A 26,819-nucleotide genomic window follows, 5' to 3' on the forward strand; every position below is an offset into this window, starting at 1 on the left:
GTCCCAGTGCTCCGCGCCCGGTTCCCCGGGGCGGGCGGGCGGCTCCGGGGATCGGGGCCGCCCGGCCCGCGGAGCGGCTAGGCCGCGGGGGCGATCCTGGTCAGGCCGTTGATGACCCTGTCCATGGCGTCGCCCTGCGTGGGATCGGTGAGGTTGGCGAGCATCTTCAGCGCGAACTTCATGAGCGTGCGCTGGCGCAGGCCGTACTTGGTCGCGTACTTCATGAACTCGGGCTGGCCGATGACCTTCACGAAGTAGCGCCCGAGCGTGTAGTAGCCGCCGTAGGTGTCGGCGAGCACGTCGGGGTAGCTCAGCAGGGTCCGCTCGCGGGTCTGCTGGGTGGGCCGCCCGTGCGCCTGCACGATGACGTCGGCGGCGATGTTCCCGGCCTCCATGGCGTAGGCGATGCCCTCGCCGTTGAAGGGGTTGACCATGCCGCCTGCGTCGCCGACGAGCATGAGTCCCCGCGAGTAGTGCGGGACGCGGTTGAAGCCCATGGGCAGGGCGGCGCCGCGGATGGCGCCCTTCTGGTTGTCCTCGGTGAAGCCCCACTCCTCGGGCATGGACTCGGTCCAGCGGCGCAGGAGCTTGCGGTAGTCCACGTCCTGGAAGGAGGCGGTGGAGTTGAGGATGCCCAGGCCGACGTTGCTGGTGCCGTCGCCGACGCCGAAGACCCAGCCGTAGCCGGGCAGGAGGACGTCCTTGTCGCCGCTCCTGTCCCACAGCTCCAGCCAGGACTCCAGGTAGTCGTCCTTGTGGCGGGGGCTCTCGAAGTAGGTGCGCACGGCCACGCCCATGGGGCGGTCGTCGCGCTTGCGGATGCCCATGGCGACGGACAGCCGGGAGGAGTTGCCGTCGGCGGCCACGACCAGCGGGGCCCGGAAGGTCACGGGCTCGCGGTCGGCGTCCTTGGCGCGGACCCCGACGATGCGGTTGCTGCGCTCGTCCATGAGGGGGCCGGTGACGTTGGTCCGCTCCAGGAGTTTGGCCCCGGCGGACACCGCGCGGTCGACCAGGATCTGGTCGAAGTCGAACCGGGTGCGGACGAGTCCGAAACCGGGGTAGGCGGCCAGGTCGGGCCAGGGGAGTTCGAGGCGGACGCCGGCGCCGACGATGCGCAGGCCGTGGTTCTTGATCCACCCCTCGTCCTCGAAGGTGATCCCCATGGCGGTGAGCTGCTTCACCGCCCTGGGGGTCAGTCCGTCGCCGCAGACCTTCTCCCGGGGGAAGGCGGTCTTCTCCAGGAGCAGGACGTCGAGTCCCGCCTGGGCGAGGTAGTAGGCGGTGGTTGAGCCGGAGGGGCCGGCGCCGACGACGATGACGTCGGCGTCGTACTCGGTCCGCTCCCGGCCTCTGGGAGAGGAGGTGGCTGTCTCGCTCACGGGTGGGTCCTCGACTGCTCGCGCGGTGCACCGTGGCGGGCCAGTGCGGGGACGACCCGCTCACGGGGGGTGGTATGGGTGTTGTGGGACTTTCGACATGTCCGGTATAGGGCCATGTGTCCTGCGCCTCGTGGCCTTGTGAAGCACTTCACAAGGCTCTTTTCCGCAGTCTAGACCCTTAGGCACCGCGAGGCGACCCCCGGGGGGCGCGCTAGACGTTTTATCCCCAAACGGGATATTGCTCCCAGATAGCCCCACTGGACACCTAAAGGCATCACCTTCTGACAAAGGTGCAGCTCATGATTGTTTCCGACACCCCAGGGGACCCAGTAGCAACACAAAAAACCCGGAGAACGCTCTGTTCTCCGGGTTTTGCGTGCTTGTTAGCTATAAAAGAAGTATCGAGCTTCTTGGGCGCTATGTCGGTTTCTACTTCTCCCGGAAACCGCGGTGCAGGGCGACGATGCCCGTCGACAGGTTGCGCCAGGCGACCCTGGACCAGCCCGCGTCCTGGAGGTGCCGGGCGAGGTCGGCCTGCTTGGGCCAGGCCATGATCGACTCCGACAGGTAGTCGTAGGACTCGCCCCGGCCGGACACCGCGCCCGCGATCTTGGGCAGGGCGGCCATCAGGTAGGTGGAGTAGAGCTTGTCCACGAACTCCACCGGGATGTGGCTGAACTCGCAGATGACCAGCCGGCCGCCGACCTTGGTCACCCGCAGCAGCTCCCGCAGTGCCCGGTCCACGTCGCTGACGTTGCGCAGGCCGAAGGAGATCGTGACCGCGTCGAAGGTCTCGTCGGCGAAGGGGAGGCTGAGGGCGTCGCCCGCCACGAAGGTCACGCCGCCGGTGGAGGCGCCGCCCCGGCGCTTGGCGCCCGTGGTGAGCATGCCCAGGGAGAAGTCGCACGCGATGACGCGCGCGCCCTTCTTCACGAAGGACTCCGAGGAGGTGCCGGTGCCCGCGGCGAGGTCGAGGACCAGCTCTCCGCTGTAGGCCTCGACGGCGTTGACGACGGCCTTCCGCCAGATCCTGTCCTGTCCCAGCGAGATGACGTCGTTGACGAGGTCGTAGTTTTCGGCGATGCCATCGAACATCGCCGCGACGTCCTGGGGCTTCTTGTCGAGCTTCGCGCGGGTCATGGCACAAGACTAAGGGTGCGCCCCGTGCGGCCGTACCGCTCCCCCGCCCCGCCCACGCCCTGCCTCCCGCCGCCGCGCCCCGGCCGCTTCCGCCGGCGCCCGGCCCGGTGCCCGTGGCCCGGCTCCGTCAGCCGGTCGGCCGGATCCGCTGGAAGTTCTCGGCCATGACCGGGCCGAGATGCCCGACCAGGGCGTATCCGGGCTGTCCCGGCCACGGAAGGGAGTAGAGGAACGACGTGCCGATCACCACGTCCACCTCGGGGACCCCGCGCGCGCTCTGTTCCTCCAGGAAGCCGAGAACCCCCTCCCAGTCCAGCCCGTGGCTCCCGTCGGAGAGGAACGACGCGACCACCTCCCGGGTGACGTCCCAGAAGAAGACATGGGGGAGCAAGCCGCCCTCGTTCTCGACGTGGCACTCGTAGTCCTCCGCCAGCCAGGGGACCGCGGCCGCGAGGCCGGTGACGAGCTTCTGCGACTCCTCGTCCACGAACAGTTTCCCGGCGTCGTCCATAGGTGAACCGTGCTCCGTCCGCGATGGTCTCGGATGGCACACCCTGCCGTGGTCCGGCAGGAGGCGCCACCGGTTTTCCGGCGCGGGTGGGCCGTCACGTCCCGGACCCGCGGGGGTCCCCGGGGTCCCGGGGGCCGGGCCCCGGGGATGCGCGGAGGAATTCGGCCGTACTTCCAAACGCATTTCGGAAGACCATTTCTGCCCCCGTCCGAGAGGCGGCGGGGAGAAGGACGTACCCGCGGGTAGGAATCCCCCGACCTCGCGTCCTTTCCGGTCCCGCCGGGGAGAATGAGGACGTGCGACGGGGATGATTCCCGAACCGCGCACGGCTGCCGTGCGTCCTATCCCCCGGAGGAGGACTCCGGAGAAGGAGGGGTGTGAAGTGAAGTTCGACGTGGTCGACCCGAGCGACGAACAGGCCATCCTCGACGAGGAGGCGGCCCCCGACGAGCAGGGGGCCGAGGACGAGCCCCTGCCCCCGGGGGTCCATCCCCGGCTGGACCGGGCCGCCCGCCGGATGCGCACCCGGGTCGGCGCCGACCTCGGTACCCTCGGCGAGAGCCTGAACCGCCTGCACGCGCACATCGAGACCGCGCGGAGCCGCGAGGAGGAGGACGCCCCGCAGGCCCCGCCGCCCACGAACTTCCGGGCGGGCGCCTTCTCCCGCCCCCCGTCCCCCTGATCCCCGTCCTGGTGAGGAGAACCCCGTGTCAGCCTGGAACATCCTGCCGTCCGAGGTCGGCGGCGTCCTGTCCACCGTCGCCGGGCACATCGGCGAGGAGGGCGGCAGCGAGGGCCTGGTCGGCTCCATGACCTCGACCGAGACCCTGCTCACGAGCATCAGCGGCGAGGCGAACAGCGCCCCCGTCAGCATGGCCCTGGGCGAGTTCGCCGAGTACAACTTCGGGCTCATGGGCGACATGGCCGGCGTGACGGTCAGCGCCGTCACCGGGGCCAGCGAGGCCACCACGCACTACGTCAACGGCAACCTGGAGATGGCGGCCGAGGCCCAGCAGAACGCCGGCGTGGTCCCCGAGCCGGAGCCCGAGCGTCCGGTGTACGGCCCCCACCTCCCCTAGGCGCCGCTCCCCGGCCCCTGTCCACGGCCCTGTTCGCCCTCCCCGGTCCCGCACCCCGAAGACCCCTGCCCCGACTCGCTCCGGATCCCAGATGGAGACGTCCACGTGACCGAGATGTGCACCCCCACCGGCGGCCTGATCAACCCCTCGATGTTCCCCGTCCCCACCGCCGACCCCGCCGAGCTGGAGACCCTGGCGGGGCAGCTCCGCACGGCCGGGACGACGGTGTCCGGGATCGGGGCCGACATCAAGAGCGCCTGGTCGGACCTCTCCGGCTGCTACACCGCGCCCGAGTCCGGGACCCTGCTCGCGGCGGTCGACTCCGTCGCGACCGACGGGGACTCGGTGGAGACCTCGACGGGCAAGGCGGCCACGGCCCTGGAGACCTTCGCCGAGGCCGTGCGCGACATCAAGGCCAAGTGGGCGACCCTCACGACCGACTCGAACGCCTTCCTCGGCTCCATCGACACCGGCAACGACGACTGGAAGCAGGCCGACGGCTTCTGGAACCGGCTCGTCGGCAACGAGAGCGAGAAGGTCGGGGAGCACCAGGCCCTCCTCGACCGCGCCGACGCCCTGCGCCAGGAGTACGAGCAGGCGGAGCGGGACTGCGCGAACGCCATCAACGCCGACATCCCCGGCCGCACGAACTTCGTCTCCGCGAACGCGGACGGCAGCCCTCCCGGGGCGAACGAGTACCAGCACGGGTTCGACGGGTACCTGGGCGACGTCGACATGGCGTGGGGCGGCTCCCAGGAGACCGACCACGGCTGGTGGGTGGACGCGGGGTCCGCGGTCAAGGACTTCGGGGTGGGCATCGCCGAGGACGTCGGCGGCTTCGTCGGCATCCACAACTCCGACGGCTGGTTCCAGGGCAGCTGGGGCGACAACCTGTGGGAGTACCACGAGGGCAACCTCCAGTCGGCGGCGTCGCTCGTGGGCATGTACGACGCCGAGAACGACAGCTGGGGCTTCCAGGGCTGGGAGCGCACCGGCGAGATCGCGGGCGGGGCGTGGAAGGACGCCGCGCACGCGGTGGTGCCGTGGGAGGAGTGGGGCGAGCGGCCCGGGTACGTGATCGGCACGGCCCTGCTCAACATCGGCGCGACGGTGGCCGGCGTGGCCCTGTCCGCCACCGGTGTGGGCGCGGTCGTGGGCGCGCCGCTGCTGGCGTGGCGCGGTTCGGCGATGCTCAACCGGATGGGCGGCGACGGTCCGGGCGTGAGCACGCCGGACGTGCCGGAGTTCGACGTGAACAACCTCAACCTGGGTGTCCCCGGCCGGTTCGGCGGCAGCGGCTCGCCCACGTTCGACTTCGACATGAGCGACCTCGACACCGGCTCCTTCAGCCCGTCGCAGCTCGGCGAGATGCGGGCGGCGCTGGACCGGATCAACACCGGCGGGACCGGCCCCGTCCCGGACGGGACGCCGGACAACCGCCGGGTCACCCCGGTGAACAACAACGGCGACGACGGCGCGGACACGGACGGCACGCCCCGGAACCGCGACGCCACCGCGGACGGGCTCCAGGCCACGGACGACTTCCTGGACATCGTCAACACCCCGGAGAATGCCCGCTTCGGGCACGAGGTCACCCAGCGCCACCAGGCCGAGCTCGACGAGGCCGACCGCGGGGGCTCGTGGGAGGGCAACGACATCGGGTCCGACCGACCCGACCTGGAGAACGACCCGGCCCGGGTCCCGGTCACGCCGCGCGGCGACACGATGGAGGCCGACAGGCCCCGCGACACCTCGGCGGAGGACGTGTACCGGCTCACCGGCACGGGTCCGCAGGACTTCGACACGCGGGCGGACACGGGTGACACGGGCAACGGCGACGGCCCCGAGGCGCAGAACCGTACGCCCACGGTCACCAACAGCGTCGACAGCGGCGTGGGCGCCCGGACGGGGGACGCCGGCCACGCGGATTCCGGGAACGGCTCCTCCGACAGCGGCACACTCGACCAGGGCCGGTCGGGCTCCGGTACCACCGCCTCCGGCGACCTCACCGGGCACGGGCCCGGCTCCGGTTCCACGGCGTCCGGCGACCTCACCGGACATGGACCCGGCACGCCGACGCACGTCGGCTCGGGCACGGACGGCGGCTCCGGACAGGGTCCCGGCGGGGGATCGGGCCCCCGCATCCCGAACGGCGACACCCCGCAGAAGGTGGACGCCGACAACAACCCGGAGCTGAGGCCCAGGGCGAACAAGGTCTTCGGTGAGGGCGTGGACCTCCCCCCGAACAGCAAGTTCGAGGTCGCGGGTCGGGGCGTGTTCTACACCGACGCCGACGGCAGGGTCGTCCACGCCGAGGTGAAGTCGGGAGAGAAGTACAAGGGGTGGAGCGTGGAGCTGAGGCACCCCCGCCCCGACGCCACCTACGTGGTGGACGGCAGGTACACCTATCAGACGGACTCGTTGGCCAGGACCGTGAGCGTGGAGGGCGATCTCGAGAACACCGGGTCCAACAACAACCGGAGGCACCCGGACCAGGGGAGGATCGGCAACGAAGGGGCCGAGGAATACCGCGACCTCAATGACGACAACGACGCTTCCCCGAACGATCCCCAGAACCCCGAATTCCGTGCGGAGAATGCCGATTGGAACGGCGGCCACCTCATCGGAACGCAGTTCTTCGGAGCTGGCGAGCGCCTGAACCTGGTGCCCATGCTGGAGAACCTGAACCAGTCGAAATCGGCGACGGACACGCACAGGGACAACTACTACAAGCTTGAGGAGGAATGGGCTCGGCTGACCCAGAAGGACCCTGTCACCGGACTTCCCAAAGCACAGGTCAGCGTGAAGATCAGGGTCGAGTACGCAGCCGACATGACAACTCCGAACAGGATTCGAGTAGACTACTCGATTGACGGGGTGCCGCAGAAACCGGTCCGGCTCTCCAATATCCCGGAAACGAACTGAGCAAGAGGAATCCATGGCCACGCAGGCACTCGCACCCGAAGAGCAGCAGGAGATCCTTCGCAGGATCGGAGGCATTCTTCTGGGCCTCGCCCCTGAGGGCTGGACGGAGATCCGGTGCCATTACAGCGGACTGGTCGGGATCTCCACGATTCACACGGAGGCCGCAGTCGGGGACGGGGAGGTCCACAGGATCGACCCGCCCGACTCGGTGTGGGACGAGATGGACAAGCTCCGGCCCGGCATGTACAGCGAGGGCAAGGGGACCTGGTTCTCCGCGGCCTACACCATCGAGCGCCCGGCCCGTTTCCACGTCACCTACGACTACGACAACCCGCCGGAGTTCGACGTGCCGCCCTCCGACGGCTCGTTCGTGCTCGAACAGCGGCACTTCCCCAGGTCCGAGGAGAACATCCCCGAGTGGATGCGGGAGAAGCTCCGCAGCGCCGGCGAGGCGTCCGAGTAGGCGGGTACGGGCGCCGTCCCGGAGCCCCACGACGGGGTCCGGGCCCGGGGCTCCGCGGACCGCGCGGTTCCCGCCGCCCGGACGGCGGGTCGGCCGCCAGAACCCCTGCCGCACCGGAACTTCCGTGAACCGGACGGGACAAGTGCGGATCGTAACCGGCGAACAGGAAGCACCGGCCCGTCCCGGGCCGTGTCCGCCGACACCAGGGAGTGGCAGCATGGCCGAGGTCCGGTTGGAGATGGGTGGGCACCCGCTGTCCCCGGAGACGCGCCGACGCTTCCCCTGGGCGCGGAGGCAGCCCCCGTACACCCGCGCCGAACTCAACCAGGTCGTGGCGGAGGCCGATGCCGTGAAGCGGGAGTGGCTCTCCGCCCGCGCCGAGCTCAGCGGGCTGGTGCCGCGCCTGGAGGAGTCCGAGCGGGCCGCGCGGGCGTCTGCCCCGGACTCCCGGGGGACGGCCGGGGAGGTCGCGGGCTTCCTCGCCCGGGGCAGGACGCTGCTCGCGGCGGGGGACGACCCCGAGCAGGTGGCCGGATACGCCGACGCGGGCAGGAGGTCCTTCGGCGAGCTGATCCGCCTCCTGGCGCGCGGCGTCCGGCCCGCGGAGATGAGGGCGCTCAACGCCGTCGGCCGCATGCGGGCGGGCACCGAGACCCTGCGCACGTCGCTCACCCGCATGCGCGTTCTGTGCGACCGGGCCGAACGGGCCGGGGCCCGCTGGCCGGGAGGGTGGACCGCGGCCGGACCCTCGGCGTCGGACGCCCCGTCCGGCGCCGTGCGCAAGGTCCTCGCGGACCTGCCGGCCACGCGCGCCGGTGGCGGAAGCCGGGCGCGTGCCGCCGTCCCCGCGGCCCCCTCCCCCCGTGGAATCGTCCCGTCGAGCGGCGTCGGGGAGCACCGGGTGGCCCGGTCCCGCTGACCGCCCCGCCTCCCCCGACGAGGGTCCGGCTCGGCCGGTCCGGCCCGGTGACGCGTCGGCGCGGATCGGCCTCCCCGGGTGCGCGTGAGCCCCGTGACGGGACCGTGCGCGGATCAGCGTGTCGGACAGGAGGCGTTCCCCGGGCGCGACCGTCCCACCGCGACTACGCTTGGTCACACATTGACGCATTCGAGTGACCGAGAGTGGAGAGACATGCGCCTGCGCACCCTTCTGGCCGCCACCGCCCTCACCGCCGCCGCGCTGGCGGCCGGCGCCGGCACGGCCGTCGCCGCCGAGCCCCTCGACCAGGCCTGTTCGGCCGTGGGCGGGGTGCTCGACCACCCCCTTTCCCCCGTCTCCCTCAACACGACCACGAGCCTGCCCGTGGACTGCCTCGTGGCGCCGTAGCCGGACCAGCCCGCGCACAGCGGCCGATCGACCGCCCCCGCCGTCCCCGCCCCCGCGGGGGTCGGCGGGCGTTCACCCCTCGGCGTCCAGCACGGCCATGAGCCGGGCGATCGTGGCCGCCTCCTCCCGCGCCCCGATCTCCAGGGCCCGGTCGTGGACCTGCCGCAGGGTGGAGACGACCTCCTCCAGCGGCGGCACCGGGACGGCCATCTGCTCGACCAGGGTCCTCGGGTAGCGCCGGTGCCCTCCGAGGGTGCGGAGCGACATGAGCCGCCCCTCCCCCTCCCACCGGATGAGGGTCTTGGGGTCCACGCCGAGGATGCGCGAGGCCTCACGTGGGGTCAGCAGCCTCTCCACCGGTCGCGCGGGAACGTCTGGAGCGGGGTTCCCCGGGGCTCGCTCCGCCACCGGTCTCCCTTGCTCTTGTCGCGTCGTCACGGTCGGCACCTCAGATCCGGGCCTGCGGCCGGTCCAGCTCGAACCACACGGTGGTGCGGTTCCGGTCGTGGAAGGTCCCCCACCGGGCCGCCTGGACGTGCACGAGGCGGAGCCCCAGGCCGCCCTCCCTCTCCAGGTCGAGGGGGCGCACGTGCGGGGTGGAGCCGGCCTCGCCGCGCGGCCCCTGGTCGATGACCTTCAGCTGGACGCGGTCCGGGAACCGGTGGACGGTCACGGTCACGTGCCCTCCCTCGTCCCCGCTGCGTGAGTGGGTGATGGCGTTGTTGAAGAGTTCGCTGACCAGGTACTGGGCGACGTCGGCGGTCGCGGGCGGCAGGACCGTGGCGATGCGCCTGCGCAGGACGGCGGCCTGCTCGGGGCGTCCGGCGACGGCCAGGGCGTGGCAGTCGGGAACCCCGCACGTGCGGTCGAGCACCATCGGCGCGCGGTCGTCGGGGTCCGTGACCCGGCGGGGCAGGGGCTCGGAGCCGCCGGTGTCGGGCTCGCGGTTCGGCACAATGCGGATAGCTGGTCGCACCTGTATTCCCTCCCTGGGTCGGCCACTACGCGCGTGGCCCGTGGCACCACCCTGGGGCCGCCCGTGGGCGGGTTCCAGCGAAATCACCGAACGGTCACACTTAGTCGTTACAGGCTCTATCGGGTCGTGTCCTGGTCTTGCATGGGTCGTAGTGGCGATAACCCGGAAATGGGAGTCGTAGTGAGCCTCAAGGCCAACCCCAGGCGCAAGACCCTGGGCAGGAAGATCGCGGCGGCACGGAGCCAGGCCGGAATGACGCAGGGACAGGTGGCCAAGGCGCTGAAGGTCGTCCAGTCCACGGTGTCCGCGTGGGAGAAGGGCAGGCGGAGGCTGCCTTCGGACCGGGCGGAAGAACTCGATGCGCTCTTCGATTGCGGCGGTGCGATAAATCGGGCCTGGAACGCGGCGAACGAGCCCGACGCACTACCGCCCTGGTACACGGAGGTCGGACAGCTGGAGCGGGAGGCGACCGAACTCCGGGAGTACCAGCCTTTGGTCTTTCCTGGACTTGTTCAGTGCAAGGCCTATGCGCGAGGTCTGCTGGCCGACACAGGACCATGGCGCTCCCAGCAAGAGTTCAAGCAAATGGTCGACTCTCGGGTGGAGCGCCAGGAGGTACTGGAGAGAGTAGATCTCCCTCTGCTGTCCATCGTGGTGGAAGAGTCGGTTCTCCGTCGAGCTGTCCAGGGAGGGAAACCGGTACTGATCGAACAGCTCACTAAGAGTCTTGAGCTGATCGAACGGGGCAAAGTCCGTTTTCAGGTCATTCCTGTCGACGCCGAGTGCCACCCAGGCGCTTCTGGACCGTTCCGGCTCTACACGTTCCCGGAGAAGCCCACGGTTGCCTCCGCTGAGCACATGAAAGGTGAGCAGTTCATGGATGACATGATGCAGGTGCAACACTGCGCGATGCTCTTCGGCATCCTTCAGGCGGAGGCGTTGTCTCCCCGCGCGAGCCGGGAACTGATCAGGAAGGTCAAGGAAGAACTCGATGACGAAGCGTGAGCCCCACTGGCACAAGAGCAGCTACAGCGCCCAGGAGGGAAGCTGCGTCGAGGTCGCGGAGGGGAAGGCCGTCCTGGTCCGCGACACCCAGAACCGAGTACTCGGACACATCGACTACACCGCCGAAGCGTGGGCATCATTCCTGCGCGGGGTGACCACCCACCGCGCCTGAGCCGACGAGGCAGAGGAGCCACCGTGAACGCCTGGCACAAGAGCACCCACAGCGGCGAAGCGGGCAGCTGTGTCGAGGTCGCCGAAGGAGAGTCGGTCCTGGTGCGCGACACCGACAACCGACCCCTCGGCCACATCGACTACACCCCCGAGGCCTGGGCGGCGTTCCTCGGCTCCACCACCTCCCTCATCCCCTGATCCCGGACACGACGACGGCCGACCAGCCCGCTGGTCGGCCGTTCTCCCGTTCCCGCCCCATGACGGGGCGCCTCCGCCGCCGCACGCCGTCCGGCTGACGGGCCGACGCCCTCGCCCGCGGGGTTCACCCCGTCAGTGGTACTCCCACATGACCACTCGCGCGCCCGCGAAGTCCCTCTTCTCCAGGTCGCTGCGCCGGATGATCCAGAACGGGCAGCCCTGGCAGTCGGGGTCCGCCTGCATGGGGTACTTTGCCTGGGCCAGCAGGACCCACTCCTCCTTCGCCTTCTCCTCCGGTGACTGCGTGATGGGCGGGTCCTGAGGGGAGTAGGCGTAGCCGCCCAGGAGCAGGTCGACCGCCCACGTCTGCTTCCTCTTGTCGTGGTGTTCCAGGCCGTACTGCCGGTAGACCCGTCGGACCTCCGGGTCGTGGAGGGCGTCGTCGTCGTCCGTCGGCAGGCTCCGGATGGTCCGGGCGTAGAGCGGGCGCGGGTCCGTGTGGGGGGTGGCCCAGTAGGCGGCCCTCTCCTCGTCCTCGATCTCCCCGACGTCCTCGCGCAGAGGCTGGGGAGACCGTTCCTCCGTGACCGTCCCGGCCGGGACGTACACCACGTGGTCGCCGACGGCCGGCTCGTCGTCCTCGAGCGGGTCGTGCTTGTTGGCGAAGAACAGCAGGTGGCCGTCCTCCGGCAGCGGGATGTCGAGGGCGTCCCGTGGAAGGGCCGCGCAGTCGACCGACGCGACGAAGTGCGGGTAGGAGCCCCATTCGGCGTCCGGGGGGAGGGAGGGAAGGCCGCCGTACTGCCCGGCCAGGACCCCGCCGTCCTCCGCCGAGGACGTCAGTTCGATCTGGGGGCGGGCGAGCCCGAGGGCCAGGTCGATGGCGTGTTCGGGCACACCGGCCTCGCGGGCCGCCTCGCGATACTGCTCAGAACTGTCCATGCCGGACATGCTGCCCCATTCGGCGGACACTCCGCCGCGCTCCGCACCCGTCCCGGAACCAGGCCCCCGGGTCCCGGGCAGCGACCTTGGACCCCACAACCCATATCCCCTGATCACGGACATAAAGGCGGCCGACCGGCTCTCCGGTCGGCCGTTTTCTCAACTTTCCCCGTCTTACTTTCCGATACCTCCCCCACCCCACCCCCCGACCCCTTACTCTCTGTCTCGAAAAGCCAACCGCATCAAATGACCCCGCAACGGCTGAACACCGTTCGGGGTCGTGGCCAGCAACTCACACCCTTAACGAGAAGGATTGCCAGCATGCGCCAGTTTAGCGCTGCGGCCCTGACCCCTGCCTTTCGGCTGGTCACGGCCCTGTTCATCGCCCCTCGCGGACGCCACGCCTCCCCCGGGCGGCTGCGTCGCCGCCGGTCCACCCGGGTCCGCCGCTACGCGCCCGCTCCCGTCCCGGCCCCGGTCGCCGGGCCTGACACCGCCACGGCCGCCGCTCCGGCCCCGGGGACGCCTCCCCGCCCGGCACAGGATCCGGCTCCCCCGCGCCACACCTGCGAGGCCGAGGACGTCGCCCTCGTCCGGCCCTACTACGAGGCCCACGAGCGCGAGAGCGAGCGCGAACGGGCGCTGCTCCGCGTCCAGGCCGAGGCCAGCGCCCGCCTCCACGGCTGGGTCCCCCGGCCCCGCGCCTCCGGCGACCTCCTCGCCGCCCCGTCCCCGCTGCCCCTCTCGGCGTTCGGGCCGCCGGTTCCGGTCGCCGGGACCGCGGCCCCGGCGAACTGGGACGACCTGGCCGCCGCCACCCACGGGTGGGGCGGTCTGCGGGCCCGTCAGGGGGTCCCGGCATGAGGCCCCGCGTCTTCTGGGAGCACCGCGTCTACCCCGGTCACCTGTCCGGGCTGGCCGGGGTCCGCGCGGACCTCGCCGCCGACCTGGCCGGGTTCGACCCGGACACGGTGGACACGCTCACCCTCGTCACCAGCGAGCTCTTCGCCAACTGCTGCAAGTACACCGACTCCGGCCACGAGGGCGGCGAGGTCCTGCGCGCGCTGTCCATGCCCGACCCGGGCACCCTGCGCGTGGGCCTGTCCGACTTCGGCGGGGGCGGCGGCGTCCCCGCCGTCCCCCGCGAGCGGACCGCCGCCGAGTGGGACCGGGCGGAGGGGCAGCGCGGCCTGCTCATGGTCGAGAACCTGGCCTCCGCGTGGGGCCACCACCGGCTCGCGCCCTGGGCCGACCTGGGCACCCACGTGTGGGCGTCGCTGCCCGTCGACCCGGCCGGGGTCCCGCCCGGCCTGCGCCCCTACGTGTTCACCCGCTGAACCGCCCCGGGGGTCCCCGTCCCGCCCGCCGCGACGGGGACTCCGCCGCCCATACCGCCCGAACCCCGTCCCACGACAGGGTCCCAGGGACCGGTCATGACGCATGCAGAATGTAGGAGTGCATTTATTATAAGTGCACTCCTAAAAAATGCGGAGACGTTTACGCTGGTCACAGCATCGAATCAGCCTTTCGCTGTCGTTCGGTACAGCCTTCCCCGAGCAGAGCGGCAGGGGTCCTCGGGGCCCGACGGGGACCCCCGGGGCTCAGCCGGGCAGCGAGTCCCAGAACCGGCGCAGGACGGCCGCGCCCCGCTCGGGGTCCTGGAGCATCCAGTAGTGGGTCAGCCCGTCCAGCTCCTCGTACTCCGCCCCCAGCTGCCGGGCCACGTCCCGGTCCTGGTCCGGGCGGGCCATCGGGTCCCCGGTCGGCACGAGCACGAGCCCGCGCGCCCGGACGGGCCCCTCGAACTCCCTGCCCCAGTCCGCGTGGAAGTTGGGCCACGCCGACCGGTAGAGCGCCAGAATGGCGGCGCTCATCACCTCGTCGTGGGCGGCGTCCACCTCCTGGGCGAGTTCCGCGCTCATGCCCCGGGACCGGAGCACCTCCCCGAAGGACGCCCCGCTGCCGGGGGCGGCCTCCCGCAGCGCCGCCAGCGACTCCTCGCCCTCGGGGCTCTTCTGCCACAGCGTGGCCGCGTCGTGCCACGTGTACCCGGGGTGCCAGCCGTGGGCGACGTCGGAGACCCAGCTGCGGACCGGGACGTCGTGGGCGGAGACCGCGCGCATGGCCAGGTGGGCGCCCCAGTCGTGGCCGACGAGGTCGACGGGCCCGCCGATGGCGCGGAGTTCGTCGGCCAGCCAGGCGGCGTACTCCTCCTTGCCGTGCATGCCGTCCGGCCGGGCGCTGCCGAAGCCGGGCAGGCGCAGGGCCGTGCTCGGCTCGGGGACGAGGGCGCGGACGGCGTTCCAGAGGGACGGCGTCTCGGGCACGCCGTGGACGAAGACGATGGTCATGCGGTTCCCCCCAAGGAAGTTGATAAGCTATCGATTTCACCGTAGCACGAGAAGTTGATGAGTTATCGACTTTCTGGATCCGGGGGGCAGCCATGCGGGCGGACGTCGCGCGCAACAACCAGAAGATCTTCGAGAAGGCCCGGGAGGCGGTCGGCGCCGGGGAGACCGACCTCAAGCTCAACGAGCTGGCCCGCCGCGCGGGGGTCGGCGTCGGCACGGTCTACCGCCTCTTCCCCACCCCGCGGGCGATGCTGGAGGCCGTGGTCGAGGAGGCCGTCACCGACCTCAACCGCGTGGCGGCCGAGGCGGTGACCGACCCCGACCCCCGGCACGGGCTCGACGCCTTCCTCCGGGCGGCCCTGACCGCGGCTCTCGACCAGCCCGGCCTGTTCGACGTCCTGATCACCGTCGAGGACGAGCGGGAGTCCCTGCGGGAGGCCAAGGGCGAACTCGTCGCGGCGGCCTCGCGGCTCCTCGAACGCGCCCGCCCGGAGACGCCCCTGACCGGGGAGAACCTGCTCAAGCTGCTGTGCGGGCTGATCCACGCGGTCACCGAGCACCCGGCCGAACGCCGCCGGGCCGCCGCCGACGCCTACCTGCTCCTGCTCCGGAACGGCCTGACCCCCGGCCCCTCCGCCTGAGACGGCGCCGGTCGGTGCCGGACGAGGCCGGGCACCCCCACCCCAGCCCGCCCCGACCCACCCCCGCCTTTCCCGATGATCTTGTACTTATAGCGAGGCTGAGCGCCCAAGTTCGCCATAAGTACAAGATCACCGAGGGGTGGGGCGGCGGGCGGGGCCGGGGCGCGTCGGGGTCCGCCCTGGCCGGATCCGGGCACAAAGCCCCGCAGGAGCGGATTTCTGGGATCATCGGCCCGTTCGGACACACGACCTCTGGCGGAGCGTGAAGCCATGGCCACCCCCCTGCGCGACGGCGACCCCCTCAGGATCGGCCCCTACCGGCTGGCGGGACGGCTGGGCACGGGCGGCATGGGGAGGGTGTTCCTGGGGCGCTCACCGGGCGGGCGCCTGGTCGCGGTCAAGACCGTGCACCCCGAACTGGCCGAGGACCCCGAGTTCCGGCGGCGGTTCGCGGCCGAGGCGGCCGCCGCGAGGAAGGTGGGCGGGTTCTACACCGCACAGGTCGTGGACGCCGACCCCGACGCCGACCCGCCCTGGCTGGCCACCGCCTACATCCCCGGCCCCTCCCTCCACCGGGCCGTCGCCGACCACGGACCGCTCCCGGCGGAATCGGTGGCCGTGCTGGGCGCGGGCCTGGCCGAGGGCCTGGCGGCGGTGCACGCGTGCGGGGTGGTGCACCGCGACCTCAAGCCCGCCAACGTCGTCCTCGCCGAGGACGGGCCCCGGCTCATCGACTTCGGCATCGCCCGCGCGCTGGACGCCACCTCCTTCACCCGGACCTCCACGGTGCTGGGAACGGCGGCGTTCATGTCCCCCGAACAGGCGCGCGCCCTGCCGGTGGGCCCGGCCTCGGACGTGTTCTCGCTGGGGTGCGTGCTGGCTTTCGCGGCCACGGGGCACAGCCCGTTCGGGCAGGGCCCGGCCCACGCGGTGGCCTACCGGATCGTCCACGAGGCCCCGGACCTGGGCGGCGTTCCGACCACCCTCGCGGCCCTGGTCGCCGGATGCCTGGCGAAGGAGCCCGACGACCGCCCCGGGGTCGGCGGGGTGCTGGAGGAACTGGCCGCGCTCACGGCCTCCCTGCCCGCGCCCGCCCACGAGCGGTGGCTCCCCGAGGAGCTGACCCGGGTCGTCGCCGCACGCCGGACCCTCGCGCTGACCGCGGTCGTCCCGGCGGCGGACGCTTCGGAGGAGGCCGCTCCCGCCGTGGGAACCCCGGCCGGGGGAGTCCCGGAGGGGGACGCCCCCGCGGAGCGCGCCACACGGGGAAGCCCCCCGGCGGGGCCCGTCCCGGAGCCGGTTCCGGAGCCGGGCGACCACCGCGGAACCGCTCCGCGCCCGCCCGGCCCGGACGGACGGACGGCGCCCCTGCTGGTCCACGAACGCCGCCGCGCACGCGGCGAGGCCCCGCCGCGCCCGGCCCGGCCGGAACAGACCGCCGTCCACTGGATGCTCGCCCTCTTCGCGCTCGCCGCCGCGGTCGCGGTCGTCCACCAGCTCGTCGTGGCGGCCGAGACGGGCGTGGAGCTGAGCGGCCACGCCTATGCGGCGGCGAGGGAACCGTGGGGGTGGCGGACCTTCGCCCTCGCCCTCTGGGGCGTCCAGATCGCCTTGGGCGCGGGGCTGGTGGTGTCCTGGCTGGCCTGGTTCCTGCGCGTGCGCACGCTCGCGGAGTCGTTCGCCCCCGGGCGCCTGCGCTACCGCCCGCGCATGGCGGTGCTCGGCTGGTTCGTCCCCGTGGGCAACCTCTGGCTCCCCAAGCAGATCGCCGACGACGTCTGGCACGCCTCGAGCCCCGCCGACCGGGGCGGGCGCCCGGCCCCGGCCGGGGCCGTGCACCTCTGGTGGGCGCTGTGGCTGCCCGCCCTGGCGACCTGGCCCCTGTTCTGGACCCCGTGGGCGCTGATGATCGAGGAGAGGCACGGGATCGGCGACTTCGGCTCCATCGAGGTGTACGAGTTCGAGTTCCTCCCGATGGCCTGGGCCGCCCTGGCCGCGCACGCGCTGGCGGTGCCGGCGGCGATCGCCGCGGCCGTCTTCGTGCGGCGGCTGACCGACATGCAGGCGGCCAGGCTCGGCGGCTGACCGCCCCGCCCCCGGAGGACGGAACCAGGTGTCCCCGGACCGGCCTCCGGGCCACCCGGTCGGAGAGAAACCGGTCGCTTGCCCCCGCATACGGCGTGAACCGCGCCTCGCTGCGCGCCGGCGGTTTCTCAACGTGCCGAAGCGGACATAAAGTGCCCATCACATCACTCCGCGTGATCGGAACGCCCGTGAAGCACACCCTGGCCGCACTGGTCCTCACGTCCTTCTCCACCCTCGCGCTCGGGGCCGCGCCGGCGCAGGCGGCCGGGGGCTCACTCGTCATCAACGGCACGGAGCACCGGGACCCCCGGGGCTGCTACGACACGGACCGGTGGCCCCTCGTGGTCGACAACCGGACCGACGGCCCGGTCCACGTGTTCTCGGACCCCGGCTGCACGGGCAGATACGTCACGACGGTGGACCCGGGCGAGCGGAGGGTCGACGAGCACGGCCAGAGCGTCTACGCCCCCTGACCCCGCCCGCCCCCGCGCCCACGGGGCCGGGGGCGGCCGCGCGTCCGGTTGCGGGGATTCCCCCTGCGTCGCCGCCGTGTTACGTTCTGTTCCCAACACGGTGGGTAAGCGCTTACCCACGTGCTTGCCGCCCCCGGCGGAGCGGGGCCGCACACCCCGCCCGCGACCCCCCGAGAGAAGGAACCCATGCCACCCCCCGCTCACCGACGGCGCCGGACCGCCGTCACGGCAGCCACGGCAGCCACGGCAGCCGCGCTGGCCCTCGGCGCCGGCGCGCTCACCCTCACCGGCCCCGGAGGCGTCGCGACCGCGACGGCCGCACCCGCCTCCTCCTCCGACGCCTCCGGCGCCCCCGCCGGGGCACGCGTGGCCGAGCAGCTCGACCGCGGCGTCGTCAGCGTCGGCGGCCCCGACGGCAACCTCGTCACCTGGCGGCTCCTCGGCGGCGACGACCCCGCCACCGCGTTCAACGTCTACCGCGACGGCGAGCTCATCACCCCCGAACCCCTCAGCGGGGCGACCAACCACCTCGACCCCGACGCCCCGGCCGACGCCGCCTACACCGTCGCCGCGGTCGTCGGAGGCCAGGAGCAGCCCCCGTCCGCGCCCTCGCTCACCTTCGCCGACGGACACCTGGACGTCCCCCTGGACCGCCCCGAGGGCGGCAGCGTCAACGGCTCCGCCTACACCTACGACGCCAACGACGCCTCCGTGGGCGACCTCGACGGCGACGGCCGGTACGAGATCGTCCTCAAGTGGGACCCGACCAACGCCAGGGACAACTCCCAGAGCGGACACACCGGCCCCGTGCTCGTCGACGCCTACGCGCTCGACGGCACCCGCCTGTGGCGCATCGACCTGGGCGCCAACATCCGGGCGGGCGCCCACTACACCCAGTTCCAGGTGTACGACTACGACGGCGACGGCAGCGCCGAGGTCGCCATGAAGACCGCCGACGGCACCCGCGACGGCGAGGGGACGGTCATCGGCGACGCCGGGGCCGACCACCGCGACTCCGGCGGGTACGTGCTCAGCGGACCCGAGTACCTGACCGTGTTCGAGGGCGCCACCGGCCGCGCCCTCGACACCGCCGACTACGCCCCCGGGCGCGGCAACGTCGCGGACTGGGGCGACGGCTACGGCAACCGGGTCGACCGGTTCCTCGCCGGAACCGCCTACCTGGACGGCGAGAACCCCAGCATGGTGTTCTCCCGCGGCTACTACACCCGAGCGGTCATCGCCGCCTGGGACTTCCGCGACGGCGAACTGACGCGGCGCTGGGTGTTCGACTCCGACGACCCCGGCAACGGGGCCTACGCCGGGCAGGGCTTCCACAGCCTGTCCGTCGCGGACGCCGACGGCGACGGGCGCGACGAGGTCATGTTCGGCGCCGCCGCCGTGGACGACGACGGAACCGGCCTCTGGGAGACCGGCCACGGGCACGGCGACGCCCTGCACGTCGGCGACTTCGTCCCCGACCGGCCCGGCCTGGAGGTGTACGGCGTCGGCGAGAACACCGCCGCCCCGGACGCCTGGCTCGCGGACGCCGCCACCGGCGACGTGCTGTGGACCCTCGGCTCCGGCAACGACAACGGACGCGGCGTGGCGGGAGACGTCTGGGCGGGCAGCCCGGGGGCCGAGTTCTGGTCCTCCAGCGTGTCCGGACTGCGCGACACCGGCGGCGACGAGGTCGGGCCCAAGCCCGGCTCCGCCAACTTCCTGGTGTGGTGGGACGGCGACGGGAGCCGCGAACTGCTCGACGGGACCCGGATCGACGAGTACGACCCGGACGGGAGCACCCGCCTGCTCGACGGGGAGGGCGTCGCCTCCAACAACGGCACCAAGGCGACCCCCGCCCTGTCCGGCGACATCCTCGGCGACTGGCGCGAGGAGGTCGTCTGGCGCACCGCCGACAACACGGCCCTGAGGATCTACTCCACGCCGCACGAGACGGACCTGCGCGTCCCGACCCTCGTGCACGACACCCAGTACCGGGTGGCACTGGCCTGGCAGAACACCGCCTACAACCAGCCGCCGCACCCGTCGTTCGCCCTCGGCGACGTCACGGCGGGCGACGCCGCGGCGCCCTGGCCGGACATCCGCCACCCCTGATCCGGCGGCTCGGCGGCCCTGGTCCGGGACCGGGACCGGCGGGGCACGGCGGCCCGTCCCCTCACGGGGCGGACCGCCGTTTCCGCGGGCCGGTCGGCGGGCGGGTGGGCGGTGAGGCGGCCCGCTGGCCGGCTGCCGCGTCGGGGCGGGGGGTCGGGGCGTGCGGGCCGGGGCGTGCGGGCCGGGGCGTGCGGAACGCCGGAACCGCCTCAGTGGTAGGTCAGCGTCACCAGGGCCGCCGCCGCGAAGTTCCCGGCCCTGAGCTCGTCGCGCTGGATGATCCAGAACGGGCACGCGGTGGTGCCGGAGACCCCGGGCATGTCCAGCTGCGTCTGGGCCAGCAGCACCCATCCCCCCTTCTCGTCCTCCGGGGAGGAGCCCATGATCGGGGGGTCCTGCGGCGAGTAGGCGTACCCGCCCAGGATCAGGCTGTCGCCCCGGACCGGCCTCCTGTGGTCGTAATCGCCCAGCCTGTACTCCTGGAAGAGGCGGCTGGTCTCCGGGTCGGAGAGGACGGCGTCGTCGGCGCTCATCGGAAAACTCCGGACGGTCCGGGCGTAGAGGGGTCCCGGATCGAGGGCGGGAAGGGCGTCCCCGTCCCCGGGGAGCGCCCGTTCGGTCGTGGGCGTCCCGGCCGGGACGTGGATCACGGACCGGGAGTCCTCGATCAGCACGGCCCCGTCGGGGTCGGTCCTGTCGGCGAAGAACAGCAGGCGCCCGTCGCGCGGCAGCGGGAGGTCGAACCCGTCCGGGGGGAGGGCCGCGCAGTCGACCGTCGCGACGAGGTCCAGCCCGCCGTCCCACTCGACCCCCGCGGGGAGGGAGGGGAGACCGCCGTACCTCCCGGCCGGGACGCCGCCGTCGGCGCCCGACGTGGTCAGCTCGGTCTGGGGAAGGGTGAGGCGCAGGGCGTGGTCGATGACGTGTTCGGGGACGCCCTTCTCGCGCGCCGCGTCCCGATAGGTCTGGGGGTTGTCCATACCGGACATGCTGCCGCAGCCGGAGGACACTCGGCGCGGGCCCGGACCGCCGTCCCGCCGGATTGACCATGCCCCTGCGTCATGGTGTTGCGTTGTTTCCGGGGCCGTCCGCAGGAGGGCCCCGGGCAGCGGTGCGCGCCGCACGCGGCGCGCCGCCCGCTCACGCGACGCCGACCCCGACTGGAGCACCGGATGACCCAGACACCCAGCCGAGAGTCCCTTCCGACCCTGTTCGACGTCGAGGAGTTCTTCGCCGACCCGGAGTTCTCCGGTGCGTCGATCTCGCCCGGCGGGACCCGGATCGCCTACCTGGCGCCGAAGCACGGCCGCACGAACGTGTGGGTGCGCGGCGTCGGGGAGGGCCACGAGGACGCGGTGTGCGTCACGCACGAGACCCGGCGCGGCGTCCACACCTACCACTGGACCGACGACCCGCGCTGGCTCCTGTACCTCCAGGACACCGACGGCAACGAGGACTGGCACCTCTACCGGGTGGACCTCCACGCACCGGACGAGCCCGCCGTCGACCTCACGCCCATGGAACCGGGCTCCCGCGTGGCCCTCGTCGAGCCGCACAAGCCCTCACCCGGCAGCGTGCGGGTCTGGATGAACCTCAGGCCCATGCTCTTCGACGTGTTCCGGATCGACGTGGCCACCGGCGAGACGACCGTGCTCGTGGAGCAGACCGGTCCGACCAGCAGCACCCTGGTCGACAGCGAGGGGGAGCCGGCCTTCCACGTGGAGGTGGCCGACGACGGCACCCACTCCTTCTACGCGATCGACGGCGCGGAGGGGGACAAGCGCCTCCTGTCCCGGCAGGGCGGCGCGGAGTACCCGTACGGGCTGCCCCTCCAGCTGGTGACCCCCGACGGGAAGGGCCTGCTGCTCGGCTCCCACCGGGACTCCGACGACATGCGGGTCGTCCGCCTCGACCGGGAGACCGGAGAGGAGACCGTGGTCGCCGCCGTGGACGGGCACAGCCTGTGCACCATGGGGATGGTGTCCCCCGGCCTGCCCCCCGCCCTGTACTTCAGCCGGCGCACCGGGGAGGTCCTCGCGGCCCGCTTCGTGGGCGACCGAGCGAGGATCGAGGTGCTGGACCCGCACTTCGCCGAGGTGTACGCCGAGGTGTCCAAGCTCTCCGACGGCGTGCTCGGATCGGTGTCCTCGGACGAGTCCGAGCAGCGGTGGGTCGTCTCCTTCGTCCACGACCGCGACCCGGGGGCGACCTGGTTCTACGACCACGCGACCCGGGAGAGCAGGCTGCTCTTCCGCCCGCACCCGGAGCTGGACCCCGCCGAGCTGTCCCCCATGACCCCGGTCCGGTTCCCGGCCCGCGACGGACTGCCGCTGCACGGGTTCCTGACCCTGCCGGTCGGGACGGCGCCCGAGAACCTGCCGCTGGTGCTCCTCGTGCACGGCGGGCCCTGGGCCCACGACACGTGGTCCTTCGACAAGACGGTGCAGTTCCTGGCCAACCGCGGCTACGCGGTGCTCCAGGTCAACTTCCGTGGCTCGACCGGCTACGGCAAGCGGCACATCTCCGCCGCGATCGGCGAGTTCGCCGGGAAGATGCACGACGACCTCGTCGACGCCGCCGACTGGGCGGTGGCCCGGGGCTACGCCGACCCGGCCCGCATCGGCATCGCCGGGGGCTCCTACGGCGGCTACGCGGCGCTCGTCGGCGTCACGTTCACCCCGGACTACTTCGCCGCGGCGGTGGACTACGTGGGCATCTCGGACCTGGCGAACTTCATGCGCACCCTGCCGCCGTTCCTCAGGCCCAGCATGGCCAACAACTGGTACCGCTACGTCGGCGACCCCGACATCCCCGAGCAGGAGGCCGACATGCTGGCCCGCTCGCCCATCACCATGGTCGACCGGATCCGCACCCCGCTGCTCGTCGCCCAGGGCGCCAACGACGTCCGCGTGGTCCAGGCGGAGTCCGACAACATCGTCGGGCCCCTGCGTGCGCGCGGGGTGCCCGTCGAGTACATCGTCGCCGAGGACGAGGGGCACGGCTTCGCGAACCCCGAGAACCAGGTGATGCTCCACCGCGCGATCGAGAGGCACTTCGCGGAGCACCTCGGCGGTCGCTCCGGGGAGCTGTAGGACCGGAGGGCGGCGGGGGTGGGTGGGGGTGGGCGCGCGGGCTACCCGGCCCCGCCCCGCGCCTCCTCGACCTGGTCGCGGTCACAGCGGGGCGCGCCGACGACGACAGACTTGAGGGCGCCTGACCGTTCAGGAGTCCTCGCGAGGGAAGCTACAGCCACGGAGCCGGGCGCTCCTCCCCGGTCTCGGGGTCCCGCAGCAAGCGCTCCGGAGGAAAGACCTCCTCCTTCACCATGTTCCCCGCCTCGTCCATCCCACGGAAGATGATGCGGTTGCCCAGCGCGTCGTAGATCGTCTCGGAGAGAAGCCTCCCCTCCTCGTCCCACTCGTGCCAGGGACCGACCGGACCGTAGGGATCTCGGGTAACCCCCTGGGTCACGAGTTTTCCGCTGGGCGACCACACAAGAAAAGGACCGTCCTCGGCCCCTTCTGTAAAAGTCCGCATCTCGGTCCGACCGGAACCTTCGACGAGCACCGCTTCGCCTGTATAGGCGACACCTTGATAAGTCACTCGGCTTTCGAAGTCCAACTCATCCATCCCGACAGCCTCCACATAGCCTTCACGCCCTGGTACGCCAGGACACGAAGGGACAGAGCGCCAAGGTCGGAAAAGATTTTCCCCTGTCTCGGGATCCACAAACGGCGTATGCGGCGAACTCTCCTCGAAGTGAACAAGAATTCCCGCTTCGTCCCATCGCCGCAGAACCCTCAGACTCCCGTCCGAGTAGTCCGAGACACCTTCTTCACGAAGCCTTCCGTTTTCATCCCAGAAGAAATATGGCCCAGTGGTGATATTTCCTACACGATTGGAGTACTCAAGGGCCACACCGTGTTCATTCAGCAGGAAGACCGGACCGAGGGCGTAGCCCTTCACGAAGGTCTGGTAATGCGTGAACCTCCCGTCTTTCTCAACGGCCTGCCCGGTGAAACTCCCCCCTGGTATCCTGACTGAAATTTCATCCAGGTAATCGAGCTCTTCCGAATCAACTCGCCTCATGGGGAGGACCATCCCTTCCGACCAACTCACACGCCTCATTCGTTGGAGGCCAGGTGTTCTTACCCACCCGGGGAGCGGGAACCCCTTCGGTGATTCTATAGCAGTTCGCACAGCAAGGGCAGTCGCCGGGCCTTTCCGCCTTCAGAGTGAATCTGTTATCCAGCTGGAACTCCCCCACGACGACCTCCATTCCAGCCGCCTCCCTCTCCTGGAGCAGACGGTTGAGGGCCTTCACCTCCGCGTGGCGCGAGGGAGTGTCTCCATGGGGGTAGGGGGTGTAACGCACCACCTCTTGATCCTCGTTGTACTGGGGGTAGCCGGAACCCGGCACCCGAGGATCGACCGGGCGATGCATTCGAGCGATTCGATCCCGAATCAACCCGTGCATTTCAACATCGGGGATGCTCGTACCATTGCTGTGCCCGTTGAAGCCTTCCGCTACAAGCCCTGTCCGCCTGTCGATGACGATCGCATTGACCGCCCCGCCCTTCTTTCCGAGAGAGGCATCACTCAATCCATGCCGATCCTTGAACTCGGCCATCTCATTCCCCCTGTGCACCACCAACCTCTCAAGCCAAACCTTGATATCGATTCCGTTGACTTCCAGGATGAGACCGCGATCGTCCCTTCGTGTCACCATTCCATCTAGAACCTCGCCCAAGATTCTTCCCCTGGAAGCAAACTCGCGAAGCTTCATCGGGTCGGTGGTCGGCAGCTTGTCCTGATACGCCTCCGGATAAGTTCCTCCCCTTGTACCCAGGCCGAAATCTTCGATCAGAGAACTTCTGTCCTCGGCACGTCCACCGAGTTCTCCAGCCCCTTCTCTGACCGGCTCGGGGACGATGACATCCGATGCCCCGTCTCCGGCACCGTCGTCGACATCGCGGAACTCGAAGCCCTCGCCCCCCGGAAAAGTGGTGGGAGGTCCTTCTGGGCTCGGAAGCAGAGGGGCTCCTTCGGCCGGGCGGGGGGTGCCGTGCCCGTGACCAGTGCTCGGACCGTCGGGGGCAGGGGTGGGGCTTGCGGCACTGGTCCCGTCGCGGGGGGTCGAGGCAGGGGTGGCGGGTTTCGGATCCGGGTCGTGGGCGGCGGTGACGCGGAAGTCCCGGTCGGAGCGGTCGCCGATACCGTCCCCGCCTGGGACCTCCATCCCCCCGCCCCGGGCGCCGGCTCCGACCAGGGCCTCCCGGCGCACGTCGAGCAGCGCGGACCGCTCGGCGGCATCCATGCCGCTGTAGCGCTCGACGTCGGCGACGAGCTCGGCGACCCTCACCTCGTCGCCGCGTCCGGCCGGGACCGCCGCCGCGGGCGCCCCGGCCCTGTCGTCCGGAACACCCCCGTCCCCCGCGTGCGCCGGCACCGGTCCGGTCCCGGGCGACGGCCCGGCCCCGGCCCCGGCCCCACCGCTCCCGGCGGGCTCCGGCGCGCCCTCCACCACCTCCCAGTGGGCGAACCGCGCCGCCATCCCCGTGCGCAGCTGGTCCAGGCGCAGCCCGATGCCGGTGGCGGTGTCGGAGAACCCGGTCCTGATCCCGCTCAGCGTCTGGGCCAGGCTGAACCCCGGCCGGGCCGCGGCGCCCGGCTCCCAGGCCACCCCAGTGCGCTCCAGCACGTCGATGTCCGGGATGTCGGGTCCGCCACCTCCGATCCGGCTGAGCAGCATGCCGCCCCTGACGGGGAACGCCACCACGGTCAGCGCCAGGTTCCCGCCCGCCGTGGACAGCGTGTACGCGGGCCGGTCCTCCCACTCCCGCCACGGGAACAGGTCGTGGCCGACCTCCGTCCACGCCGCCCCGGCGTTCTCCCGCCAGGTCTGCCCCGAGCTCTCCTCGGCGTCGAACGGGTTCATCCACCCGTCCTCGCCGTACATCCCGACGAGCGCGCCGTACCCCTGGAAGGTCTCCTCCTTGTGGGTGACGGCGTTGTCCACCACCTCGCCGACGCTGCCGGCCCACCCGCTACCCGCGCGCCACAGCCCGGTGGAGGACAGGGCCCCCGCACCGAGGCCCCAGGCCATCCCGACGCCGAAGTGCTCCTGCTGGGCGGCGAACGCGTCGGCGGCCCAGTCGAGCGGCCACGGCTTGTCCGACCCCGTGAGGTGGGACCAGCTCTCCTCCCCCGCGCGCTGCCACTCGGAGAACTCGGTGAGGTCGAACGCGATGTCGGGGACCTCGTCCGGGTCGAGGCCGTAGGCGATCTCCCGGGGGCCGGGCGCCTCCCCGCCCGCGGCCGTGTAGGTGTTGCCCTGCCCGTTCACCGCGGAGATGGCGGTGGCGCACTCCCTCTCCGCCTCCTGGAACGTCGCCCAGACGATGTTGGCCCACAGCTTCAGGGAGCGGTTCTTGCTGTAGTGCCACGGGTTGAGCGCCCAGAACTCCTCGTCCCGCACCTCCTCCACGAAGGCCACCGCGTCGTCTTTGATGTTGCGCAGCCGGGTCCGGGCGCTCTCGGCCTCCTCGGCGAAGGTCTCCAGGGCGGTCACGACCGCGGTGACGTCCTCCAGGACGGTGTCGCCCTTGCGGGCGACCGGGCCCATCGCGGCGAGGAGGGTCTCCGACTCGGGAGCGGTGTAGTGGGCCTGGAGGGCCTGCCACGAACTCTCGACCCCCGCGCCTCCCTCCGCGACCTCCTCCGCGGCGGCCCTGAGGTTCGCCGCGGCCGTCTGGAGGACCTCCACCGAGGTGCCGGGCACGGGGATGGCCTCGGGGACGATCAGGACGGTGAAGTCGTTGTCGAGGGGCTGCTGGTTCCGGGGGTCGGGCTCGGGTCTCGTCACGTCGACAGGGGGCATGGCGACTCCGTGGGGAGGAGGTGGGGGATCCGCCGCCGGGCGGAGACAGCCGACCCGGCGGGGGCAGGGGGTGAGGGGTGACCGGGGCACGGAGGGCACGGCCCGGTCGGGGCTTCGCGACCGGTGCGCGGCAGAGCGTGCGCGCCGGACCGGCGCGG

Annotated in this window: 26 protein-coding genes; 16 read left to right on the top strand and 10 right to left on the bottom strand. The window is 71.7% G+C overall.

What is annotated here, in order from left to right; translation table 11 throughout:
- Positions 1-77 precede the first annotated feature (77 nt).
- From ACQPYD_RS29515 to ACQPYD_RS29525, 3 genes are all read right to left on the bottom strand, one after another.
- Complete coding sequence (locus ACQPYD_RS29515) at positions 78-1,382, bottom strand: geranylgeranyl reductase family protein (RefSeq protein WP_433698637.1); 1,305 nt, start codon at positions 1,380-1,382, stop codon at positions 78-80.
- A 429-nt stretch (positions 1,383-1,811) separates the two neighbouring features.
- Positions 1,812-2,522 carry a demethylmenaquinone methyltransferase gene (locus ACQPYD_RS29520; protein ID WP_433698638.1) on the bottom strand — a complete coding sequence of 237 codons (711 nt, stop codon included), beginning with the start codon at positions 2,520-2,522 and terminating at the stop codon, positions 1,812-1,814.
- Between the two features lie 127 nt (positions 2,523-2,649).
- The gene (locus ACQPYD_RS29525; protein ID WP_433698639.1) at positions 2,650-3,033 is read right to left on the bottom strand and encodes a hypothetical protein; all 384 of its coding nucleotides are present in this window, start codon (positions 3,031-3,033) and stop codon (positions 2,650-2,652) included.
- A 382-nt stretch (positions 3,034-3,415) separates the two neighbouring features.
- Between ACQPYD_RS29525 and ACQPYD_RS29530 the strand changes: the two genes are divergently transcribed.
- From ACQPYD_RS29530 to ACQPYD_RS29555, 6 genes are all read left to right on the top strand, one after another.
- Positions 3,416-3,715, top strand: coding sequence for a hypothetical protein (locus ACQPYD_RS29530; protein ID WP_433698640.1), 300 nt, complete (start codon positions 3,416-3,418; stop codon positions 3,713-3,715).
- 25 nt (positions 3,716-3,740) lie between these two features.
- Complete coding sequence (locus ACQPYD_RS29535) at positions 3,741-4,112, top strand: DUF6507 family protein (RefSeq protein ID WP_433698641.1); 372 nt, start codon at positions 3,741-3,743, stop codon at positions 4,110-4,112.
- Positions 4,113-4,226: 114 nt separating this feature from the next.
- A complete protein-coding gene (locus tag ACQPYD_RS29540) occupies positions 4,227-7,037 on the top strand; it encodes a DNA/RNA non-specific endonuclease (protein ID WP_433702171.1) in 2,811 nt (936 codons plus the stop codon).
- Positions 7,038-7,050: 13 nt separating this feature from the next.
- Positions 7,051-7,500: a hypothetical protein gene (locus ACQPYD_RS29545; RefSeq protein WP_433698642.1), complete on the top strand. Its 450-nt coding sequence runs from the start codon at positions 7,051-7,053 to the stop codon at positions 7,498-7,500.
- 217 nt (positions 7,501-7,717) lie between these two features.
- Positions 7,718-8,419 carry a hypothetical protein gene (locus ACQPYD_RS29550; protein WP_433698643.1) on the top strand — a complete coding sequence of 234 codons (702 nt, stop codon included), beginning with the start codon at positions 7,718-7,720 and terminating at the stop codon, positions 8,417-8,419.
- 213 nt (positions 8,420-8,632) lie between these two features.
- Complete coding sequence (locus tag ACQPYD_RS29555) at positions 8,633-8,827, top strand: hypothetical protein (RefSeq protein WP_433698644.1); 195 nt, start codon at positions 8,633-8,635, stop codon at positions 8,825-8,827.
- Positions 8,828-8,899: 72 nt separating this feature from the next.
- On the opposite strand, the gene ACQPYD_RS29560 is transcribed toward ACQPYD_RS29555, so the two are convergent.
- A complete protein-coding gene (locus ACQPYD_RS29560) occupies positions 8,900-9,235 on the bottom strand; it encodes a MerR family DNA-binding transcriptional regulator (protein ID WP_433698645.1) in 336 nt (111 codons plus the stop codon).
- Between the two features lie 40 nt (positions 9,236-9,275).
- Positions 9,276-9,803: an ATP-binding protein gene (locus ACQPYD_RS29565; protein ID WP_330158413.1), complete on the bottom strand. Its 528-nt coding sequence runs from the start codon at positions 9,801-9,803 to the stop codon at positions 9,276-9,278.
- 180 nt (positions 9,804-9,983) lie between these two features.
- Here ACQPYD_RS29565 and ACQPYD_RS29570 point away from each other — a divergent pair, with 180 nt between their 5' ends.
- Genes ACQPYD_RS29570 through ACQPYD_RS29580 form a run of 3 tightly spaced genes read left to right on the top strand, consistent with a single transcriptional unit; the run spans position 9,984 to position 11,177 of the window.
- Positions 9,984-10,808, top strand: a complete 825-nt coding sequence (locus ACQPYD_RS29570; protein WP_433698646.1) for a helix-turn-helix domain-containing protein — start codon at positions 9,984-9,986, stop codon at positions 10,806-10,808.
- On the top strand, positions 10,795-10,980 hold the full coding sequence (locus ACQPYD_RS29575; RefSeq protein WP_433698647.1) for a DUF397 domain-containing protein: 186 nt from the start codon (positions 10,795-10,797) through the stop codon (positions 10,978-10,980). The genes ACQPYD_RS29570 and ACQPYD_RS29575 overlap by 14 nt, the downstream gene beginning before the upstream one ends.
- A gap of 23 nt (positions 10,981-11,003) precedes the next feature.
- Positions 11,004-11,177, top strand: coding sequence for a DUF397 domain-containing protein (locus ACQPYD_RS29580; protein WP_433698648.1), 174 nt, complete (start codon positions 11,004-11,006; stop codon positions 11,175-11,177).
- 132 nt (positions 11,178-11,309) lie between these two features.
- Here ACQPYD_RS29580 and ACQPYD_RS29585 read toward each other — a convergent pair whose 3' ends face one another.
- Positions 11,310-12,119: a DUF1963 domain-containing protein gene (locus ACQPYD_RS29585; RefSeq protein WP_433698649.1), complete on the bottom strand. Its 810-nt coding sequence runs from the start codon at positions 12,117-12,119 to the stop codon at positions 11,310-11,312.
- 321 nt (positions 12,120-12,440) lie between these two features.
- On the opposite strand from ACQPYD_RS29585, the gene ACQPYD_RS29590 reads away from it, so the two are divergent.
- Together ACQPYD_RS29590 and ACQPYD_RS29595 are read left to right on the top strand one after the other, a co-directional pair.
- Positions 12,441-12,983: a hypothetical protein gene (locus ACQPYD_RS29590; RefSeq protein WP_433698650.1), complete on the top strand. Its 543-nt coding sequence runs from the start codon at positions 12,441-12,443 to the stop codon at positions 12,981-12,983.
- Complete coding sequence (locus tag ACQPYD_RS29595; protein ID WP_433698651.1) at positions 12,980-13,456, top strand: ATP-binding protein; 477 nt, start codon at positions 12,980-12,982, stop codon at positions 13,454-13,456. Before ACQPYD_RS29590 ends, ACQPYD_RS29595 begins: the two co-directional genes overlap by 4 nt.
- Before the next feature lie 264 nt (positions 13,457-13,720).
- Here ACQPYD_RS29595 and ACQPYD_RS29600 read toward each other — a convergent pair whose 3' ends face one another.
- Positions 13,721-14,470: an alpha/beta fold hydrolase gene (locus ACQPYD_RS29600; protein ID WP_433698652.1), complete on the bottom strand. Its 750-nt coding sequence runs from the start codon at positions 14,468-14,470 to the stop codon at positions 13,721-13,723.
- A gap of 92 nt (positions 14,471-14,562) precedes the next feature.
- Between ACQPYD_RS29600 and ACQPYD_RS29605 the strand changes: the two genes are divergently transcribed.
- The 4 genes from ACQPYD_RS29605 (at position 14,563) to ACQPYD_RS29620 (ending at position 19,781) form a co-directional block, all read left to right on the top strand.
- Positions 14,563-15,111, top strand: coding sequence for a TetR/AcrR family transcriptional regulator (locus ACQPYD_RS29605; RefSeq protein WP_433698653.1), 549 nt, complete (start codon positions 14,563-14,565; stop codon positions 15,109-15,111).
- 270 nt (positions 15,112-15,381) lie between these two features.
- Entirely contained in the window at positions 15,382-17,196 is a 1,815-nt protein-coding gene (locus tag ACQPYD_RS29610) for a protein kinase domain-containing protein (protein ID WP_433698654.1), read from the top strand.
- A gap of 173 nt (positions 17,197-17,369) precedes the next feature.
- Positions 17,370-17,669, top strand: coding sequence for a hypothetical protein (locus ACQPYD_RS29615; RefSeq protein ID WP_433698656.1), 300 nt, complete (start codon positions 17,370-17,372; stop codon positions 17,667-17,669).
- A gap of 186 nt (positions 17,670-17,855) precedes the next feature.
- Positions 17,856-19,781 carry a rhamnogalacturonan lyase gene (locus ACQPYD_RS29620; RefSeq protein WP_433698657.1) on the top strand — a complete coding sequence of 642 codons (1,926 nt, stop codon included), beginning with the start codon at positions 17,856-17,858 and terminating at the stop codon, positions 19,779-19,781.
- A gap of 209 nt (positions 19,782-19,990) precedes the next feature.
- On the opposite strand, the gene ACQPYD_RS29625 is transcribed toward ACQPYD_RS29620, so the two are convergent.
- Positions 19,991-20,761, bottom strand: a complete 771-nt coding sequence (locus ACQPYD_RS29625) for a DUF1963 domain-containing protein (RefSeq protein WP_433698658.1) — start codon at positions 20,759-20,761, stop codon at positions 19,991-19,993.
- Between the two features lie 192 nt (positions 20,762-20,953).
- On the opposite strand from ACQPYD_RS29625, the gene ACQPYD_RS29630 reads away from it, so the two are divergent.
- Positions 20,954-22,873, top strand: coding sequence for an alpha/beta fold hydrolase (locus ACQPYD_RS29630; protein ID WP_433698659.1), 1,920 nt, complete (start codon positions 20,954-20,956; stop codon positions 22,871-22,873).
- A 151-nt stretch (positions 22,874-23,024) separates the two neighbouring features.
- On the opposite strand, the gene ACQPYD_RS29635 is transcribed toward ACQPYD_RS29630, so the two are convergent.
- Positions 23,025-23,870, bottom strand: coding sequence for a hypothetical protein (locus ACQPYD_RS29635; protein WP_433698660.1), 846 nt, complete (start codon positions 23,868-23,870; stop codon positions 23,025-23,027).
- Positions 23,857-26,661: a hypothetical protein gene (locus tag ACQPYD_RS29640; RefSeq protein WP_433698661.1), complete on the bottom strand. Its 2,805-nt coding sequence runs from the start codon at positions 26,659-26,661 to the stop codon at positions 23,857-23,859. Before ACQPYD_RS29640 ends, ACQPYD_RS29635 begins: the two co-directional genes overlap by 14 nt.
- Between the last annotated feature and the right edge of the window lie 158 nt (positions 26,662-26,819).

Origin of the sequence: Nocardiopsis sp. CA-288880, assembly GCF_050955985.1 — a bacterium.
Classification (GTDB): Bacteria; Actinomycetota; Actinomycetes; order Streptosporangiales; family Streptosporangiaceae; genus Nocardiopsis; species Nocardiopsis tropica.